This is a genomic window from Thalassococcus halodurans, from assembly GCF_900108225.1.
Classification (GTDB): domain Bacteria; phylum Pseudomonadota; class Alphaproteobacteria; order Rhodobacterales; family Rhodobacteraceae; genus Thalassococcus; species Thalassococcus halodurans.
Genome location: NZ_FNUZ01000003.1, coordinates 147,500 through 165,862, shown reverse-complemented (window position 1 = coordinate 165,862; position 18,363 = coordinate 147,500). Strand labels below are relative to the sequence as shown.

General features: G+C 59.6%; 18 protein-coding genes. 13 read left to right on the top strand and 5 right to left on the bottom strand.

What is annotated here, in order from left to right:
• Window positions 1-188 precede the first annotated feature (188 nt).
• The 5 genes from C4S59_RS10745 (at window position 189) to C4S59_RS10725 (ending at window position 6,428) form a co-directional block, all read left to right on the top strand.
• Window positions 189-1,292 (top strand): ABC transporter ATP-binding protein, encoded by a 1,104-nt coding sequence (locus C4S59_RS10745; RefSeq protein ID WP_103910510.1) that lies wholly within the window; start codon window positions 189-191, stop codon window positions 1,290-1,292.
• Window positions 1,293-1,413: 121 nt separating this feature from the next.
• A complete protein-coding gene (locus C4S59_RS10740; protein WP_103910509.1) occupies window positions 1,414-2,532 on the top strand; it encodes an extracellular solute-binding protein in 1,119 nt (372 codons plus the stop codon).
• A 92-nt stretch (window positions 2,533-2,624) separates the two neighbouring features.
• A complete protein-coding gene (locus C4S59_RS10735) occupies window positions 2,625-4,268 on the top strand; it encodes an ABC transporter permease (RefSeq protein WP_103910508.1) in 1,644 nt (547 codons plus the stop codon).
• Between the two features lie 4 nt (window positions 4,269-4,272).
• Window positions 4,273-5,448 (top strand): ABC transporter permease, encoded by a 1,176-nt coding sequence (locus C4S59_RS10730; protein WP_103910507.1) that lies wholly within the window; start codon window positions 4,273-4,275, stop codon window positions 5,446-5,448.
• A gap of 5 nt (window positions 5,449-5,453) precedes the next feature.
• Window positions 5,454-6,428, top strand: a complete 975-nt coding sequence (locus C4S59_RS10725) for an App1 family protein (protein WP_103910506.1) — start codon at window positions 5,454-5,456, stop codon at window positions 6,426-6,428.
• On the opposite strand, the gene C4S59_RS10720 is transcribed toward C4S59_RS10725, so the two are convergent.
• Window positions 6,425-7,294, bottom strand: coding sequence for a branched-chain amino acid aminotransferase (locus tag C4S59_RS10720; protein ID WP_103910505.1), 870 nt, complete (start codon window positions 7,292-7,294; stop codon window positions 6,425-6,427). The two genes, C4S59_RS10725 and C4S59_RS10720, sit on opposite strands and share 4 nt — an antisense overlap.
• Before the next feature lie 160 nt (window positions 7,295-7,454).
• On the opposite strand from C4S59_RS10720, the gene C4S59_RS10715 reads away from it, so the two are divergent.
• From C4S59_RS10715 to dxs, 6 genes are all read left to right on the top strand, one after another.
• Complete coding sequence (locus C4S59_RS10715; protein ID WP_103910504.1) at window positions 7,455-7,964, top strand: MarR family winged helix-turn-helix transcriptional regulator; 510 nt, start codon at window positions 7,455-7,457, stop codon at window positions 7,962-7,964.
• Window positions 7,964-8,665, top strand: coding sequence for a response regulator (locus C4S59_RS10710; RefSeq protein ID WP_103910503.1), 702 nt, complete (start codon window positions 7,964-7,966; stop codon window positions 8,663-8,665). The genes C4S59_RS10715 and C4S59_RS10710 overlap by 1 nt, the downstream gene beginning before the upstream one ends.
• Before the next feature lie 104 nt (window positions 8,666-8,769).
• Entirely contained in the window at window positions 8,770-9,693 is a 924-nt protein-coding gene (locus C4S59_RS10705; protein ID WP_103910502.1) for a histone deacetylase family protein, read from the top strand.
• Complete coding sequence (locus tag C4S59_RS10700; protein WP_103910501.1) at window positions 9,690-9,935, top strand: exodeoxyribonuclease VII small subunit; 246 nt, start codon at window positions 9,690-9,692, stop codon at window positions 9,933-9,935. Before C4S59_RS10705 ends, C4S59_RS10700 begins: the two co-directional genes overlap by 4 nt.
• Before the next feature lie 6 nt (window positions 9,936-9,941).
• Window positions 9,942-10,805 carry a polyprenyl synthetase family protein gene (locus C4S59_RS10695; protein WP_103910500.1) on the top strand — a complete coding sequence of 288 codons (864 nt, stop codon included), beginning with the start codon at window positions 9,942-9,944 and terminating at the stop codon, window positions 10,803-10,805.
• 39 nt (window positions 10,806-10,844) lie between these two features.
• A complete protein-coding gene (gene dxs / locus C4S59_RS10690) occupies window positions 10,845-12,770 on the top strand; it encodes a 1-deoxy-D-xylulose-5-phosphate synthase (protein ID WP_103910499.1) in 1,926 nt (641 codons plus the stop codon).
• 75 nt (window positions 12,771-12,845) lie between these two features.
• Here dxs and C4S59_RS10685 read toward each other — a convergent pair whose 3' ends face one another.
• From C4S59_RS10685 to C4S59_RS10675, 3 genes are read right to left on the bottom strand one after another with little or no spacing between them, the layout of a single operon-like run.
• The gene (locus tag C4S59_RS10685; protein WP_103910498.1) at window positions 12,846-13,676 is read right to left on the bottom strand and encodes a DMT family transporter; all 831 of its coding nucleotides are present in this window, start codon (window positions 13,674-13,676) and stop codon (window positions 12,846-12,848) included.
• Between the two features lie 50 nt (window positions 13,677-13,726).
• Window positions 13,727-14,098 (bottom strand): hypothetical protein, encoded by a 372-nt coding sequence (locus tag C4S59_RS10680; protein ID WP_103910497.1) that lies wholly within the window; start codon window positions 14,096-14,098, stop codon window positions 13,727-13,729.
• A gap of 47 nt (window positions 14,099-14,145) precedes the next feature.
• Window positions 14,146-15,003, bottom strand: a complete 858-nt coding sequence (locus C4S59_RS10675; protein WP_103910832.1) for an SDR family oxidoreductase — start codon at window positions 15,001-15,003, stop codon at window positions 14,146-14,148.
• A gap of 130 nt (window positions 15,004-15,133) precedes the next feature.
• Between C4S59_RS10675 and C4S59_RS10670 the strand changes: the two genes are divergently transcribed.
• Window positions 15,134-15,610: a transglycosylase SLT domain-containing protein gene (locus C4S59_RS10670; RefSeq protein ID WP_103910496.1), complete on the top strand. Its 477-nt coding sequence runs from the start codon at window positions 15,134-15,136 to the stop codon at window positions 15,608-15,610.
• On the opposite strand, the gene C4S59_RS10665 is transcribed toward C4S59_RS10670, so the two are convergent.
• A complete protein-coding gene (locus tag C4S59_RS10665; protein WP_103910495.1) occupies window positions 15,607-16,857 on the bottom strand; it encodes a UbiH/UbiF/VisC/COQ6 family ubiquinone biosynthesis hydroxylase in 1,251 nt (416 codons plus the stop codon). The genes C4S59_RS10670 and C4S59_RS10665 overlap by 4 nt on opposite strands.
• A 63-nt stretch (window positions 16,858-16,920) precedes the next feature.
• On the opposite strand from C4S59_RS10665, the gene C4S59_RS10660 reads away from it, so the two are divergent.
• A complete protein-coding gene (locus C4S59_RS10660) occupies window positions 16,921-18,252 on the top strand; it encodes an amidase (protein WP_103910494.1) in 1,332 nt (443 codons plus the stop codon).
• Window positions 18,253-18,363 lie beyond the last annotated feature (111 nt).

The following is an 18,363-nucleotide window of genomic DNA, read 5'->3' as shown; positions in this document are numbered from 1 at the left end:
AAGTGGCCGCCTCTGGTAGCTGAGTGTCGTTTTTGACCTGCGATGCTTCGCTTTTCTGTTCGAATTTCCCTTGTTTGCGCAATGATCCAGCAATTCTTGCCTAAATAGTTGCAACACTGACGGGCACGCGCTTTAGTCTTGGGCAATAGAGCGAATAAATCGCGAAACAAAAACAGGGAGCCAAGAGATTGGCGGATACGGCTGAGACCGACGCATTCGTTGCGTTTGAACGAGTGCAAAAGAGTTATGACGGCGAGAATCTGGTCGTCAAAGATCTTAACCTTTCGATGCCCAAGGGCGAGTTTCTGACAATGCTTGGGCCGTCAGGGTCCGGTAAGACGACATGTCTTATGATGCTGGCAGGTTTTGAAACCGCGACATACGGCGAAATCAAACTGGACGGCGTATCGATCAACAACATTCCTCCGCACAAACGCGGCATCGGGATGGTGTTCCAGAACTACGCGCTTTTCCCGCACATGACCGTTGCCGAAAACCTCAGCTTCCCGCTTGAGGTGCGCAAGATCGGCAAGTCCGAACGCGAGGCCAAGGTCAAACGCGCGCTGGATATGGTGCAGATGGGGGCCTTTGGAGGCCGTCGCCCTGCGCAAATGTCTGGTGGTCAGCAGCAGCGGATCGCGCTGGCTCGTGCGCTGGTGTTCGAACCCGAACTGGTCCTGATGGACGAACCGCTGGGCGCTTTGGACAAACAGCTGCGCGAAACACTGCAGTTCGAAATCACCAACCTTGCGCATGAACTGGGCATCACCGTGGTCTACGTGACGCACGACCAGACAGAAGCGCTGACCATGTCGGACCGCGTTGCCGTGTTTGACGATGGCCGCATCCAGCAGTTGGCCCCGCCGGACGAGTTGTATGAAAAACCGCAGAACAGCTTTGTTGCGCAGTTCATCGGTGAAAACAACACGCTGGAAGGAACTGTCACCAAAATCTCGGGCAACCATTGCGAGGTCCGTCTGGATAACGGTGAACTGATCGATGCCCTTCCGGTGAACGTATCTGCGGAAGGCGAACGCACCCGCGTGTCGATCCGTCCTGAACGTGTCGAATTCAACAAGGATCGTCTGCAGGAAGGCGCACACCTTCTGAAGGCCGAAGTGCTTGAATTCATCTACATGGGCGACATCTTCCGCACGCGTCTGCGTGTCGCTGGCAACGAAGATTTTATCATCAAGACGCGGAACGCACCGGATCAGGTTCGTTTGGAACCCGGACAGCAGATCGAGATCGGCTGGCTACCGGAAGATTGCCGCGCCTTGGACGCGATTTAAGATAAACAGGTATCCCGACGCGACCGGTTCCACCGGTTCGCGAAGGGTCACGATGAGGGTCCGGCGTCAAACCCGTGGCGCAGACCCCTCAAAATCTCAAACGGGTACTAGGGAGAATGAAATGAAACTCTCAAAGACACTTCTAGCTTCGACAGCTCTGGTTGCCGCTGGCGCAACTGCCTACGCGGCAGGCCACGGCATGGCAGACAGCATGACGCTTGTGTCCTGGGGTGGTGCCTACCAGTCCAGCCAGCAGAACGCTTATGTCGAGCCCTATCTGGCAATGAACGAAGGCGTCACATCCACTTGGGACGAAAGCTCGGCCGAAGCGGTTGCGAAGCTGCGCGCGATGAACGAAGCGGGCAACGTCACATGGGACGTTGTTGACGTTGTTGCGGCAGACGCGATCCGTCTGTGCGACGAAGGTCTGGCTCTGGAAATCGATCCGGACGAAGATCTGGCAGCTGCACCTGATGGCACATCTGCAGAAGACGACTTCGGCGACCTGCTGGTTTCCGACTGCTTCATCCCGCAGATCGTTTACTCCACAACATTCGGCTACCGCACAGACATGGTTCCCGAGGGCGCAGCAGCACCTTCGCAGATCTGTGACGTGTTCGATCTGGAAACATACCCGGGCAAGCGCGCCCTGGAAAAGCGTCCGATCAACAACATGGAATGGGCGCTGCTCTGTGACGGCGTAGCAAAAGCAGACGTATACGACGTGCTGGCAACTGACGAAGGTCAAGACCAGGCGCTGGCCAAGCTGGACACCATCAAAGACAGCGTCATCTGGTGGAACGCCGGCGCGGACACACCGCAGCTTCTGGCTGACGGCGAAGTCTTCATCGGTTCGACCTACAACGGTCGTCTGTTCGCAGCGATCGAAGAGCAGAAGCAGCCGATCGGCATGATGTGGGACGCTCAGGTGTTCGACCTTGACGGCTGGATCATTCCGGCAGGTCTGCCCGAAGACCGTCTGGCACGTGCGAAAGACTTCGTGAAATTCGCGACAGACACACAGCGTCTGGCGGATCAGGCCAAGTACATCTCGTACGGCCCGGCACGCGCATCCTCGGCTCCGCTGGTTTCCACACACGCGGAACTCGGCATCGAAATGGCGCCGCACATGCCGACAGACCCCGAAAACTCGAAGAACACATTCCTGTATAACTACGAGTTCTGGGCGGACTACCGCGACGACATCGACGCCAAATTCCAGGCGTGGCTGGCACAATAAGCCGGTTTGACTTCCGGAAGGGCCATACTGGCCCTTCCGACACAAAGTTTGTGACCTAACAAACCAATAAAAACCGAAACGGTGGGACCAAGATGAGCGACACCAGCGCCCCAACAGAGACAGCCCAAAGCGGACCGATGCTGGCCGCAGACGGCACCCCCCTGAAGAAATCACTGGCTCGTGCCCTGCGTCGTCAGAAACTGCGCGCGCTCTTGCTGATCGCACCGTTGTTGATCTTTGTTCTGGTCAGCTTCGTAGCCCCGATCGCGGACATGCTGTTCCGGTCGGTCGAAAACCAGATCGTGTCCGAAACGCTGCCGCGCACAACCAACGCGCTGGCCGATTGGGACGCAGATGCCAGCGACTCGCCGGATGAACCGGTGTTCGAGGCGCTGTTTTATGACTTCTTCCTTGCGCAAGAGCGTAAGCTGCACACCCGTTTGGGTACGCGCCTGAACTATGAAATGACCGGTATGTCGTCCCTTATGCGCCAGTCTGGCCGCAAGGTTGATGACATTTCTGATGTCTATTTCGACCAGTTTGATGATCTGGACAAAAACTGGGACGAGGCCGAGCCTTGGGCCCAGCTGATGGGCGCGCCCGATTGGGTGGCCAAGATGGAAGGTTGGGAAAAAGGTGATCGCCTGCCTGCGTTCAAGCTCGCTCCGGGTATCGCCGATCTTCTGCCCAAGACCGCTGAGATCTATGGCGAGTTTGCCAAGTTCACCATCAACGAAGACGAAAAGAGCCTGCTGAAAGAAGAGCCGTGGGGCGTTGTCCACACCGCGCTTTATCAGGACCTGATGGCGGCGGATGTGTCGAGCTACACAGGCCCGCAGGCCGAAATGCTGAAAACCGCTGACGCCGCTGTCGTGGGTTTCGAAACCGTAGGCTTCAAAGACGGCTTCATCGAAATCGACGAAGACTGGGGCAGCCGCGAGGTCTGGACCACGATCCAGATGTATTCGCCCGCCTACACCAACGGCTATTTCCTGAACGCCGTCGACATGCAGAAAACCGTCGACGGCCCGCAGATGCGTGATGAAGACGAACAGATCTACTTCACCCTGTTCAAGCGCACCATGTTCATGTCGCTGGTCATCACCTTCAGCTGTATCCTGCTGGGCTATCCGGTGGCGTGGCTGCTGGCGAACCTGCCGTCGCGTACGGCGAACCTTTTGATGATCCTTGTTCTGCTGCCTTTCTGGACATCGCTTCTGGTGCGGACATCCGCATGGAAGGTCATGTTGCAGCAACAGGGTGTTATCAACGATGTGTTGGTCTGGATGGGTCTGGTCGCCGATGAATCGCGCCTTGTGATGATCAACAACCAGCTGGGTACGATCATCGCCATGACGCACATCCTGCTGCCGTTCATGATCCTGCCGCTTTATTCCGTGATGCAGACCATTCCGCCGTCCTATCTGCGCGCCGCCAAAAGCCTTGGGGCGACCAACTGGACAGCCTTCTGGCGGGTGTATTTCCCGCAGTCTGTGCCGGGCATCGGCGCGGGGTCGATCCTCGTGTTCATTCTGGCCATCGGTTACTACATCACGCCGGAAATCGTGGGTGGTACGACAGGTACGTTCATCTCGAACCGGATCGCCTACCACATCTCGTCCTCGCTCAACTGGGGCTTGGCGGCTGCGCTGGGTACGATCCTCTTGGGTGTGGTTCTGTTGCTCTACTACGTCTACGACAAGATCGTCGGCATCGATAACGTGAAGCTGGGGTAAGCCAATGACACCTATCTATGACAAACCCCTAAGCCTGACCCTGCCAACACTTGCTTTGGCGGGGGCCATCTTCGGCTTCTTCATCGACGCAGGCCTAGGCACGACTTTCGTGGCTGTGCCGCTGGTTGCCTTGATCTGCGCGGCTCTTGCCTATGTGGCCTTGAACGTGATGCCGAAACAGCGCGAACGCGAAATGCGCTGGGCGTCGATCATCCTGTTCGCCGTCGGCGGCTTTCTGGTGGCGGGCCTGTCCGGCTTGATCGTTGCCGGTCTGTTCGGCTGGTTCCTTGGCTGGTTCATCTACTGGATCGGTCGCGGTCGCTATCGTGGACCACTGCCGCCCTATCTGACCAGTGGTCAGGTTCTGTGGCACTACACCTTCCGTGTGATCGTTGGCGCCATTTTGGTGTTCCTGATCACGCCGATCATCGTGGTCATGCCGCTGTCGTTCAACGCTGAAGACTTCTTTACCTTCACGCCGGAAATGCTGCGTCTGGACCCCGAGGGCTATTCGCTGAAGCACTATCGTGACTTCCTGACGAATCCCGAATGGACGAATGCGGTCAAGAACTCGCTGATCATCGCGCCGATCGCGACGATCCTGTCGGTGTCGCTGGGCACGCTGGCGGCCATCGGCCTAAGCCAGAGCCACGTTCCGGGCCGTCGTGCAATCATGGCGATCCTGATTTCACCGATGATTGTTCCGCTGATCATCTCGGCCACGGGCATGTATTTCTTCTACTCGAAGATCGGCATTGTCGGTACATTGCCGGGCGTCATTCTGGCCCACGCGGTTCTGGGCATCCCGTTCGTCATTATCACCGTGACAGCCACGCTGGTCGGCTTTGACCGGTCGCTGACGCGTGCGGCGGCGAATATGGGCGCAGGCCCGATCACCACGTTCTTCCGCGTGCAGATGCCACTGATCCTGCCGGGTGTGATCTCGGGCGGTCTGTTTGCCTTCATCACATCGTTCGACGAAGTGGTCGTGGTTATCTTCATCGGTTCGGCTAAGCTGCAAACGCTGCCGTGGCAGATGTTCACCGGTCTGCGTGAACAGATCTCGCCCACCATTCTGGCGGCTGCGACGATCCTTGTCGGCATCTCGATCTGCTTGCTGGCAACGGTGGAAATGCTGCGCCGTCGTTCGGAAAGACTGCGGGGCATGTCGCCCAGCTGATCGCCATGAAGGCCATACTTGCGAAAATCTTCCATCCCGTTGAACGCCTGTTCGACGGGATGCGTCGTAAAAAGCGCCCCGATAGTGTGGTCATTGATCCCTATCTGGGCTTTGCCACGCCTGAACACATCGTTCTGCGCGGGCGGGTTCTGAAAAAGCTGAAACGCACCAATCCCGTGCTGGACGCCAGTTGGATCACGAACCTGCGCCAGATGGTATCGTTGTTCCTGACCGATGAGGTCGCGGGTGTCACCATCACAGCGGGCGAGGTCACGGGCATCACAGATGAAGAGGGATACTTCACCCTGCACCTGCCGCGTGACCCTGCGTGGGAGGGTTGGCAGACGGTTCACGTCAGTGCCGAAAATGGCGATGACACCGATCTGGCGGTTTTCCTGCCGCCCAAAGATGCACCTTATGCCGTGGTGTCAGACATTGACGACACGGTGATGGAAACCGGTGCCTATTCCATTTTCCGCAACCTGTGGACGTCGCTGACCGGCAGCGCGCTGAGCCGTCATATCTACCCCGATGCGGTTGAATTGATGCAGCGGTTTGCCGATGAAAAGGCGCCCATCTATTTCGTGTCGTCCAGCCCATGGAACCTGCATCATTTTCTACAGCGCATCTTTACCCGCGCGGGCCTGCCACGCGCGCCGATGTTTCTGCGGGACTTGGGCCTTAGCGACAAACAGTTCATCTCGGGCACCCACGGCAACCACAAGGGATCAGCCATCGACACGCTGATCGCGGCGCATCCTGAACTGGAATTTGTTCTGATCGGGGATACCGGCCAGCACGATCCGCGTGTCTATCTGGACGCGGCCAAACGGCATCCGGGGCGTATCAGGCAGGTGATTTTCCGTGAACCCGGGAAAGGGGCTGATAAACGCGATCTGGCGGATATCGAAGCGATCAAGTCGCTGGGTATTCCGGTGGCGCACGGGCCCGATTTCAGGCCCGTGCTAGACGCCGATTAAAGGCGAACCAATTTTTCGTAGCTGTCCGAGATATCACGCGTCAGTGCGCCAACTTCGAACGTGTAGTCACCGATCTGACCAACCGGAGTAACCTCGGCCGCGGTGCCTGTCAGCCAGCACTGCTCAAAGCCTTCCAGCTCTTCCGGCATGATGTGGCGTTCGTGAACAGTGATGCCGCGTTCTTTCAGCATGCCGATGACGGTTTGACGTGTCAGACCGTTCAGGAAGCAGTCCGGCTTGGGCGTGTGCACTTCACCGTCTTTGACAAAGAAGATGTTCGCGCCGGTCGCTTCGGCCACATAGCCGCGATAGTCGAACATCATCGCGTCGGAACAGCCTTTGGCCTCGGCCGCGTGCTTGGACATGGTGCAGATCATGTAAAGACCGGCGGCCTTCGCGTGGCTGGGGATCGTTTCGGGCGACGGGCGCTTCCATTTCGCGATGTCCAGCTTGGCGCCTTTCATCTTGGCGTCGCCATAGTAGTTGCCCCACTCCCACGCCGCGATTGCAACGCGGACGGGGTTGTTCTTGGACGCGACACCCATATCGGAACCGGCACCACGCCATGCAAACGCACGAACGTAGGCGTCGGTCAGACCGTTTTCTTTCAGAACTGCGGCCTTGGCGGCTTCGATTTCGTCAACGCTATAGGGCAGCGAGAAATCCAGCGCGTTTGCGGAAAAGTGCAGACGTTCCGAATGTTCGCGCGATTTGAAAATCTTACCGTTGTAGGCGCGTTCGCCTTCGAAGACAGAGCTGGCGTAATGCATCGCGTGCGTCAGCACGTGCACCTTCGCGGAACGCCAGTCTACAAACTGGCCGTCCATCCAGATTTTGCCGTCGCGGTCATCATATGCACCAGCCATTTCATCTCTCCTCGGACTGATTTTTTCGAAAGTTGCGCAATCTACGTCCGTTTCGGACATAAAGTTGCAGAAAAACTGAGATTCGCTACCAGTCAGTGCTTGGAATGTCAACAAGGCTGACTTAAAATGCTGAAAAACGAAGCAAACAAGGGATATCCCGATGTCCGAGTCCGATCTTCCCGGCTCTCAGGGTGGCGAAACGCTGCTGTTTTTGACGGATGACCAACTGCGTCAGGGCATTGAAGCGATGTTCTTTGCCTATCGCGGCTTTACTGCCGATCCCGACCGAATCCTGCAAAACTATTCCTATGGCCGCGCCCATCACCGCGCGCTACATTTCATCAACGCCAATCCCGGCACCACGGTCAATAATCTGTTGGCCATTCTTGGTGTTACAAAACAATCTCTCAATCGTGTGTTGCGAACCCTGATCGAGGACGGTCTTGTGCAGAGCAACGTGGGACGGTCCGATAAACGGGAGAGGAACTTGCACCTGACCGAAAAAGGAGAGGCGCTTGAACAAGAGCTGTCGAATGCGCAGCGCGTTCGCATGCGCGCCGCCTATCGTCAGGCAGGGCCCGAGGCTGTTCAGGGATTTAAACGGGTGCTTGAGGCGATGATGGATCCTGAAATGCGTCGCATCTACACCAAAATGCGCGAGACCCGCTAATGACCGATCCCGATGCGCACCTTCTGATCGTCGACGATGACGAACGCATTCGCGGGCTGCTGCAGAAATTTCTGATGCGGAACGGCTTTCTGGTTAGCGCTGCACGCGACGCCGCCCATGCCCGACGCATCCTGTCCGGTCTGGATTTCGACCTGATCGTGTTGGACGTGATGATGCCCGGTGAAGACGGCGTGTCCCTGTGCAACCACATCCGTCAGACCCGTTCGACCCCTGTGATGCTGCTGACGGCGCGCGCCGAAACCGAAGACCGGATCAAGGGGCTTGAGGCGGGCGCAGACGATTATCTGGCCAAACCGTTCGAACCCAAGGAACTGCTGCTGCGCATCAACGCGATTCTGCGCCGGATGCCCGAGGCCACGCAGGCCGAGGCCGCACCCAAGGTGATGACGCTCGGCCCCATCCGCTATGACACCGAACGCGGCGAGATGTGGCGCGGCGAAGACCTTGTCCGCCTGACCGCCACCGAAAGCCAGCTGATGCGCATCTTCTCGGCCCAGCCGGGCGAACCGCTCAGCCGCACCAAACTGGTTGAGGAACTGGGCCGCGACCGTGGCCAATCCCAAGAACGCGCCGTGGACGTCCAGATCACCCGCCTTCGCCGCAAGATCGAAGACGACCCTAAACAACCGCGCTACCTGCAAACCGTCCGTGGCGCAGGCTACATGCTCGCGCCGGATTGATCCGGACAACGCTCCGCTAGGTCTACATGATCGACGGTAGGGGTTGCCAATCCCCCTGCTTCGGCCTTTGCTATCGTTCGAATGATTGATCGAACGGACCTGCCATGACTGCGCTTTTGACCCATGCTGATTGCCTGACCCACGTCACCCCCGAAGGCCACCCCGAACGGGTCGCGCGGCTTGAGCATCTTTTGCATGCCCTCGAAGGTCTGGAGTTGACCCGTGTGACGGCCCCTATGGCGAGTGATGATGATCTGCTGCGCTGCCATCCGCAGGATTATATCGACATGATCCGCAGTCGCGTCCCTGCCGAAGGTTTTGATCAGTTGGACGGCGACACATGGCTGTCGCCGGGATCCTTTAATGCGGCGATGCGTGGGGTTGGGGCCGCGTTGAAGGCCGTGGATATGGTCATGGGCGGCGAGGTCAAAAACGCCTTCTGCGCCACACGCCCGCCGGGCCACCACGCCGAAACCTCGACGCCGATGGGCTTCTGTCTGTTCGGCACGGCAGCGCTGGCCGCAAAACACGCACTGGATGTCCACAACCTTGATCGTGTCGCGGTCGTAGATTTCGATGTGCACCACGGCAACGGCACGCAAGACCTGCTGTGGAACGAGGCACGCGCTTTGGCGATCACCAGCCATCAATCCCCGCTGTGGCCCGGCACGGGCGAGCCCAAGGAACGCGGCGCGCACAACAACATCATGAACGTCCCTCTGGCGCCTGCGTCGGACGGCGCGGTGATGCGTAAGACTTACACAAGTAAGGTCTTCCCCCGTCTGCGTGAATACGACCCGCAACTGATCATCATTTCCGCCGGTTTTGACGCGCATCAGGACGATCCTTTGGCGCAACTGGAATGGACCACGGATGATTTCCGCTGGATCACCCGCGAATTGTGCCAGATCGCGGCAGAACATTGTGATGGGCGTGTGGTCTCGACTTTGGAAGGCGGCTATGATCTTCAGGCGCTCGCGGCATCGGGCCGCGCACATGTCGAAGAATTGATGGAGGCCGCGCAATGACTGCTGAAACCCCTGTGACTGACCTGAGCTTTGAACAGGCCATGCGCGAACTAGAGCAGGTGGTCGGCCAGTTGGAGCGGGGCGACGTTCCTCTTGAAGATTCGATCAAGCTGTATGAACGCGGCGCTGCGTTGAAAAAGCGCTGCGAGGAAAAGCTGAAAGAGGCCGAGGAAAAAGTGGCTGCGATCACGCTGGATGCCTCGGGTCAGCCTACAGGGACAACACCTGTCGAAGGGCTGTAACAGCCGATGTTCAAGGACGGTCTGAAAGACGCCGCTGCCCGCGTTGACGCGGGCTTTGCCGAGGTGTTTGCGCGTTACCCTGATCTGCCGGTAATCCAAGGCATGGCCTATGCCACCAATGGCGGAAAACGCCTGCGCGCTTATCTGGTGATGGAAAGCGCGCGTATCCATGGCATCGAAAACGCCCTGATGCCTGCCTTGGCGATTGAAGCAATCCACGCCTACAGCCTTGTGCATGACGATCTGCCGTCCATGGATGACGACGACCTGCGTCGTGGCCTGCCCACAGTGCATAAGAAATGGGACGAAGGCACGGCGGTTCTGGTGGGCGATGCCCTGCAAACGCTTGGGTTCGAACTGGTCCTGTCGCCGGAATGTCACGCCGATCCTGCTGTCCGTTCCGATCTGGCGCTGACCTTGGCCAGGGCCGCTGGCGCACAGGGTATGGTTCTTGGCCAGGCGCTGGATATCGCCGCTGAAACCGCCGACCAGCCGCTGACTCTGGATGAAATCATCGCGCTGCAAAACGGCAAGACCGGTGCCCTGATCCGTTGGTCGGCCGAGGCCGGCGCACGCCTTGCGCAGGCCGACACAGCGCCGCTGACAGCCTATGCCGATGCACTTGGTCTGGCTTTTCAGATCGCCGACGACATTCTGGATGTCACCGGCGATGAGGCCGCCATGGGCAAGGCTGTTGGCAAGGACGCAGATCGCGGCAAGGCGACGTTTGTCTCCCTTCTTGGCCTCGACGGGGCAAAAAGCCGCGCAGAAAATCTGGTGGAACAGGCGTGCGAAGCACTATCTCCGTATGGTAATAAGGCCCAAGGCTTGATTGACGCGGCCCGCTTCGTTATCGCGCGTCAGACCTAAAGCCTGCCACCCGCCTGTAGTTTAAGGGGCTGTGACCGAATGACCGATCGTCCTGCCACACCATTGTTGGATCGCGTACACACACCTGCCGACCTGAAAGGTCTGTCAGATGCCGAATTGGTGCGCGTCGCCAACGAACTGCGCGCGGAAACGATTTCGGCTGTGTCCGAAACAGGCGGTCACCTTGGCGCGGGTCTGGGTGTGGTCGAACTGACCGTCGCGCTTCACGCGATTTTCGATGCGCCGCGCGACAAGATCATCTGGGACGTCTCGCACCAGTCCTACCCGCATAAAATCCTGACGGGCCGCCGCGACCGCATTCGCACCATCCGCCAGAAGGATGGTCTGTCCGGTTTCACCAAACGCAGCGAAAGCCCCTTTGATCCCTTCGGCGCGGCCCACAGTTCGACCTCGATCTCGGCGGCGCTGGGCTTTGCTGTTGCCCGCGATCTGGGTGGTGCCAGCGACACAGGCCACGGTGACGCCATCGCGATTATCGGCGACGGATCGATGTCTGCGGGCATGGCCTACGAGGCGATGAACAACGCGGGTCATCTGAAAAAGCGCATGATCGTTATTCTGAACGATAACGAAATGTCGATCGCCCCGCCCACCGGCGCGCTGTCCAGCTACCTCAGCGGTCTGTACACCCAACAGCCGTTCCACACCCTGAAAGATGCTGCCAAAGGCGCGGTGTCCTTCCTGCCAGAACCCTTCCGCGAAGGTGCCAAGCGCGCCAAGGACATGCTGAAAGGCATGGCGATGGGCGGTACCATGTTCGAGGCGTTGGGCTTTTCCTACATCGGCCCGATTGATGGCCACGACATGGATCAACTGCTGCCCGTGCTGCGCGCCATCAAGGACCGCGCCCATGGGCCGATCCTGCTGCACGTCCTGACCAAAAAAGGCAAAGGCTATGCCCCCGCCGAGGCCCGCAGCGACAAGGGGCACGCGACGGCCAAGTTCGATGTCCTGACAGGCACCCAGAAAAAAGCGCCGTCCAACGCGCCCAGCTACACCAAGGTGTTTGGCGAAACCCTGACCGATCTGGCCGCCGTCGACAGCCGCATCTGCGCCGTCACCGCCGCGATGCCCGATGGCACGGGCCTGAACCTGATGGCCGAACGCTATCCGTCGCGCGTTTTTGACGTAGGCATCGCTGAACAACATGGCGTGACGTTTGCTGCCGCACTGGCCGCCGGTGGCATGCGCCCCTTCTGCGCGATGTATTCGACCTTCCTGCAGCGCGGCTATGATCAGGTCGTCCACGATGTGGCGATCCAGCGTTTGCCCGTCCGCTTTGCCATCGACCGCGCTGGCCTAGTGGGCGCAGATGGCGCGACTCACGCTGGCAGCTTTGACATCGCCTATATGGCGAACCTGCCCGGCATGGTCGTGATGGCCGCCGCCGACGAGGCGGAACTCAAACACATGGTCGCCACTGCCGCCGCCTATGACGACGGCCCCATCGCCTTCCGCTATCCGCGCGGCGAAGGTGAAGGCGTGGACATGCCGGACCAACCGGAAATCCTTGAGATCGGCAAAGGCCGCATCGTCCAAGCGGGTAAGCAAGTCGCCATCCTGTCCTTCGGCACCCGTCTGGGCGAGGTCAGAAAAGCCTCCGAAGCCCTGCGCGCCAAGGGCATCACGCCGACCATCGCAGACGCGCGTTTTGCCAAACCGCTGGATCGCGACATGATCCTGCAACTGGCCGCCGACCATGATGTGCTGATCACCATCGAAGAAGGCGCTGTTGGCGGCTTCGGGAGCCACGTAGCTCAGCTTCTGTCTGACGAAGGCGCATTCGACACCGGTCTGAAATTCCGTTCGATGGTTCTGCCCGATACGTTCATCGACCAATCCAGCCCTGCGGACATGTATGCAACAGCGGGCCTGAATGCGGCCGATATCGAAGCGAAAGTGCTGGATACCCTCGGCATCGCCACGCTGGACAAACGCGCCTGATCCCAGAACATCCAAGGTATTTTCTTTCCCCAAATACCTTGGGGGAATTGGCCGCAGGCCAAGGGGGCAAAGCCCCTATCGCGCTTTGCCTCGCAACAGGATGAACAGCCCCGAGATCACGATCAGACCCGATCCGATGACCATCGGCAGGCTTAGCGCCTCGCCAAATACAAACACGCCCAAAGCAATGCCGAAAATCAGCCGCGTATAGCGGAAGGGCGTGACAGCCGACACTTCGCCGGTGCGCATGGCTTTCATCAGACATGCATAGGCCCCCGCACCCGTCAGGGACGCGGCAACGACAAAACCCATTGCGCGCAGATCGGGCATCACAAATGCCTCGCCCCGCCAGACGGCATAGATGGCACCAGCAACAACAATCGCCAGAAACCCGTACAGCCCCAGCAACGTTGTGCTAATCGTTTTGGGTGCGGCACGGCTTGCCAGATCGCGGCCCGCAAAGCCGATCATGCCCAGCACGGCCAGTATGGACAGTGCAGAGAAACTGTCGCCCCCCGGCTGCACGATAACGACCACGCCGACCAGCCCGATCAGGATCGCCGTCCACCTGCGCCAACCGACCTTTTCGCCAAAAACAACAGCCGCGCTGGCCACCACGACAATCGGCGTTGCCTGCAGGATTACCGTCGCTGCCGACAAAGGTGTCAGCGCAATCGCCAATCCGTAAAACAGCCGCCCCGTGATTTCGAACAGCACCCGGATGCGCATGGGGCGCGAGATGACATCGGACGTATACAGACGTTCCCCGTTCAAAAGCGCAATGCAGGCAAAAACCAGCACACCGCCCAGCCCGAACAGGATCAGGACCTCGCCAATCGGTACTGTTTTGGCAGCACCTTTGATCAACGAATCCTCAACCGCAAAGGCCGCCATGGCCGCGGTCATCCACAAACTGCCGCGCAGGTTGGCACGGGCATCTATTGAGGCATCAGGCTTCACAGGGGCACCAACACGATCAAGACGGCACACAGAAGGATGATCAAGGTAACGGGTGCCCACAGCCTGCGTTCCGCGCGGCTGGGCGTGATGCAGTTCAGAACCGCCACCACCCCGTGCAGGACCACGGCAAACCAGCTTGTCCACACTGGCCAGTTGGGCCAGAAACCTGCCGCTGAGATAATCGCCAGCGCCATGCATAGGTTGATCGGAATTGAAACCACCGCGATCACCCGACCGCTTCTCGGCAAAGCACCCTGCACCTGACCGCCTTGCGTCAGATGACCCCAAGGGGCACCAGCGATCAATGCGATCTGAAAGGCGATCACGCCAGCAATGGCCACCGCGTATAGCGTCGCGATCCAGATCATAGCTCAATCTTTACTAGATTGGACGCGGCGCAAAAGGACGACATGATTTATAGCGTCTTAAACAGCGCCCGCAGGCCGACCCGATAATCAGGGTATTCCAGCTTCACACCCAGTTCGTCTTTGATCTTGTCGTTCGAAATACGCTTGTTGTCGGCATAGAAACTACGTGCCATCGGCGTCATTTCGGCCTCTTCAAAGGGCACTTCGGGCGGGGCAGGGACGCCCAGCAATTCAGCCGCATAGGCGATTACATCCTGCGGCGGGGCGGGGTCGTCGTCGCAGACGTTATAGGCCGATCCGGGGTTCGGGCGGTTGATCGAGGCCTCAAGCACCTGCGCGATATCGTCGACGTGGATGCGCGAAAACACCTGACCCTTCTTGACCACCTGCTGCGCCCGTCCAGCGCGCACCTTTTCAAAAGGTCCGCGACCGGGCCCGTAGATGCCTGCAAGGCGGAAAATATGCAGCGGCAGATCGGGGATGGCCAGCCATTCGGCCTCGGCCTCGACCCGCAGTCGCCCGCGTTTGCCTGTGGGCGTCATACCAGCGGTTTCATCGACCCATGCGCCGTCATGGTTGCCGTAAACACCGGTGGTCGACAGATAACCGCACCAGTCCAGATTCTTGGCGCGCGCGCGAATGGCATCGCCTACCAGCGCAAGTGACGGATCGCCGTCGTCATTCGGACCGGCCGAGATCAACAGATGCGTGGCCTTTGGCAGGACGGCCTCGATCGCATCCTTGTCCCATAGAATTGGCGTCACGCCGGTGTCGCGCAGCGCGTCCAGTTTATCGGTGCTACGGGTCGTGCCGATCACCTCCCAGCCTTGCGGCAACAGGCGGCGGGTCAGGGCGCGGGCGGAAAAGCCGTGTCCAAGGGACAAAAGAACAGGTGTGTCAGTCATAATCGGCAAACTGCTGCGCATGGTGGGGGATTTCAAGGCAAACCAGCGCCTATGCCGACATATATCCAAAAGCGTCCTCGCGTGTCGCGTGCATTTGTGCTGTCTAAGGGCAAAACAACAGGGCGGGACCATGGGGCTGATCCGAACGCTGACACTGTGCATTGCGCTGATCCCTGCCGCGGGATGCGCGTTTCTGCGACCCGAGGCCGAGCCGGTTCAGGCGGCTCCGGTTCTTCCGCTGCATGCGAACGAAACGCCGGAACTGCGGGCGCTGATCAACCAATATGCCGATGAATACGAGGTGCCGCGTCCGTTGGTGCATAAGGTCATCATCCGCGAAAGCACCCATCGCCCCGAGGCGCGGAACGGTCCCTATTACGGCCTGATGCAGATCCTGCCCGCCACGGCCCACACGATGGGGTTCCGTGGTCAGCCGAACGACCTGCTGGATGCGGAAACCAACCTGAAATACGCGGTGAAATACCTGCGCGGTGCGTGGCTTTTGTCGGACGGCGATTATGACACCGCCGTCAGCTGGTACGCCCGTGGCTACTACTATGAAGCCAAGCGCAGGGGCATGTTGGTGGAAACCGGCCTGCGCAGTTAACGCATCAGCGCGGGCAGTTCGCCCGTCAGACCCGCCGCTTCGCGCATAAAACCGCGCCGGAGGTTCGGCATGGCGTTCACCGCTTTCATCCCCAGATCACGGCCCAGCCGCAAAAGGCTGCTGTCGTTCGAGAATAGGCGATTGAACACATCCGTCGCGGCGGCCAGCGTGGCCACATCAAAGCTGCGCCATTCGGCATAGCGTTCGAGAACCAGCGGGCTGGCAATGTCTTCGCCACGGCGTTTCGCCTCGTCCATGACTTGCGCCAGAACAGCGATGTCTTTCAGACCCGCATTCAGACCCTGACCCGCGATGGGGTGCATCCCGTGGGCGGCATCACCGACCAGAACCAGACGATCACTAATAACAGAATTCGCCAGAGTCAGGTTCAGCGGATAGGTGAACCGCGCGCCTGCCAATGAAATCTCGCCCAGAAAATCGCCGAAACGCGGGCGCAGGATTTGCAGGTATTTTTCGTCCGATAGCCCGTTGATCTGCTGCGCCAGATCGGACTTTTCGCTCCAGACAATAGACGATCGGTTGCCTTTCAGCGGCAGGATCGCCAAGGGGCCGGACGGCATAAAGAACTGATGCGCGATGCCTTGGTGCGGCTTTTCATGCGCAATCGCGCAGACCAGCGCGGTCTGGTCATAGCTCCACCCCGTTCGGCTGATGCCAGCGCGTTCGGCTGTCCCGCTCTGGCGGCCATCGGCGCCGATGATCACACGCGCGGTGACGGTTTTGCCGTCTTCCAGCGTCAGGGTGGCCGCAGTTGTCGTCACTTCCTGCGCGACAACACGGGCCGCAGACATATGCGTGATGTTCGGCTCGGCCTCGACCGCGTCCAGCAGGGCGTGACGCAGGTGGCGATCTTCGACCATATAGCCCATCGGGCCTTCTTCCAGCTCGGCGGCGTCGAAATGCAGGCCAAGAAACGCGTGACCGTCGTTGATCCGCCCGTCCGTCACCTTGATCTGGTTCATCGGCTGGGCATTTTCCGACAGACCATCCCACAGGCCCAAAGCCGCCAGCATCCGTTTCGATGTCAGCGCCAAAGCATAGGACCGTCCGTCGAAATCAGGGGCCGCGCGGGTGGGCAGGCTGGCGGCGTCGATCAGCGTGACGCTCAGGCCCGACCGCACAAGGGCCAGCGCCATGGCTGTCCCGTTCAAACCACCGCCGACGATGGCAATATCCGAGTCGTAATTCATGGTCTGCAATATGGGCGCTTTGGCGGCATTGTCCATGCGGTTCCACGCCGCTACCGTGCGCAAGTGATTTGCGACCGGACTTGGCGAAAGGGTAGGGCGATGGCCGATTGGACAGAGATGACAGCAGCCGATCTTGGACGCGGCATTGCCAAGGGGGAAATCGACCCCGCAGCACTGTGCGAAACCTATCTGGACAAGATCGCCAACCACCCGATGCGCGACCGTATCTATGCCCGTGTCACGCCGGAACGCGCACGGGCCGAGGCTGCGGCGGCATCCGATCGCGCCGCCCGTGGTGCGCGCCTGTCGCCTTTGGACGGCGTGCCGGTTAGCTGGAAAGATCTGTTCGACACGGCAGGCACCGCGACCGAGGCGGGATCGAAACTGCTGGAAGGCCGCGTGCCGGACCGCGACGCGTGGGTGCTGCGCAACGCGACGGCTCTGGGGCTGGTGTGCCTTGGCAAAACGCACATGTCCGAGCTTGCCTTCTCCGGTCTAGGCCTGAACCCTGTGACCGCCACGTCACCTTGCGTGAATGACGAAGACGCGGTGTCTGGCGGCTCCTCCTCTGGCGCAGCGGCCTCGGTTGCTTACGGTTTGGCGGCTGCGGCTGTCGGGTCGGACACCGGTGGGTCAGTGCGGGTGCCGTCCGCTTGGAACGATCTGGTGGGGCTGAAAACCACGTCGGGCCGCATCCCCCTGACGGGCGTTGTACCTTTGGCAGCGAAGTTCGACACCATCGGCCCGCTTTGCCAATCGGTGGAAGACGCCGCGCTGATGCTGGCCGCGATAGAAGGGCAGGGGGCTATGGGCCTGCCGCGCGGGTCGCTGAAGGGCCGCCGCTTTGGCGCGCTGCAAACCATCGTGATGGACGACCTGCGCGACACGCCGGCCAAGGCCTATGCCGACGCGCTGGACCGTCTGCGCAAGGCCGGGGCCGAGATCGTCGATGTCACATGCCCCGAAATCCAAGGCCCGATGGATAACGCCGGTATTCTCTATACGTCCGAGGCTTGGGGAACGTGGGGCGATCAGATTACGGCCAAAGGTGATGTGATGTTCCCGCCGATCCGCGAACGGTTCGAAGGCGGGGCAGGGCATAAGGCATCTGACTATGTCGCTGCGTGGTTGCAGCTAGATCAGGTCCGTCAGGTCTGGGCCCAGAAAATGGCCGGTTTCGACGCGGTTCTGTGCCCCACGGTGCCGAACATGCCGCCGAACGTAGACCGTTTGATGTCGGACAATGACTATTACGTCACTGAAAACCTGCTGACCCTACGCAATACCCGCGTGGGCAACCTGATGGGGCTGGCCGTTGTCACTCTGCCGACCGGTACAGCGTCGTGCGGTATATCGCTGATGGGCCGCGCGGATGGCGAAGAAAGCCTGCTGGCTGTGGCTGTCGCGGCTGAGCGTGCGCTGGGCGAATAAACCGCCGTCACGCGACAGAAATTTGACGCTGCGATTTTCCTGCCACAGGTGCCGGATTCGAAAGGCTTTTTCTGGACGAAGGGCAGGTCATTTCGTATTCTGAACAAAAGC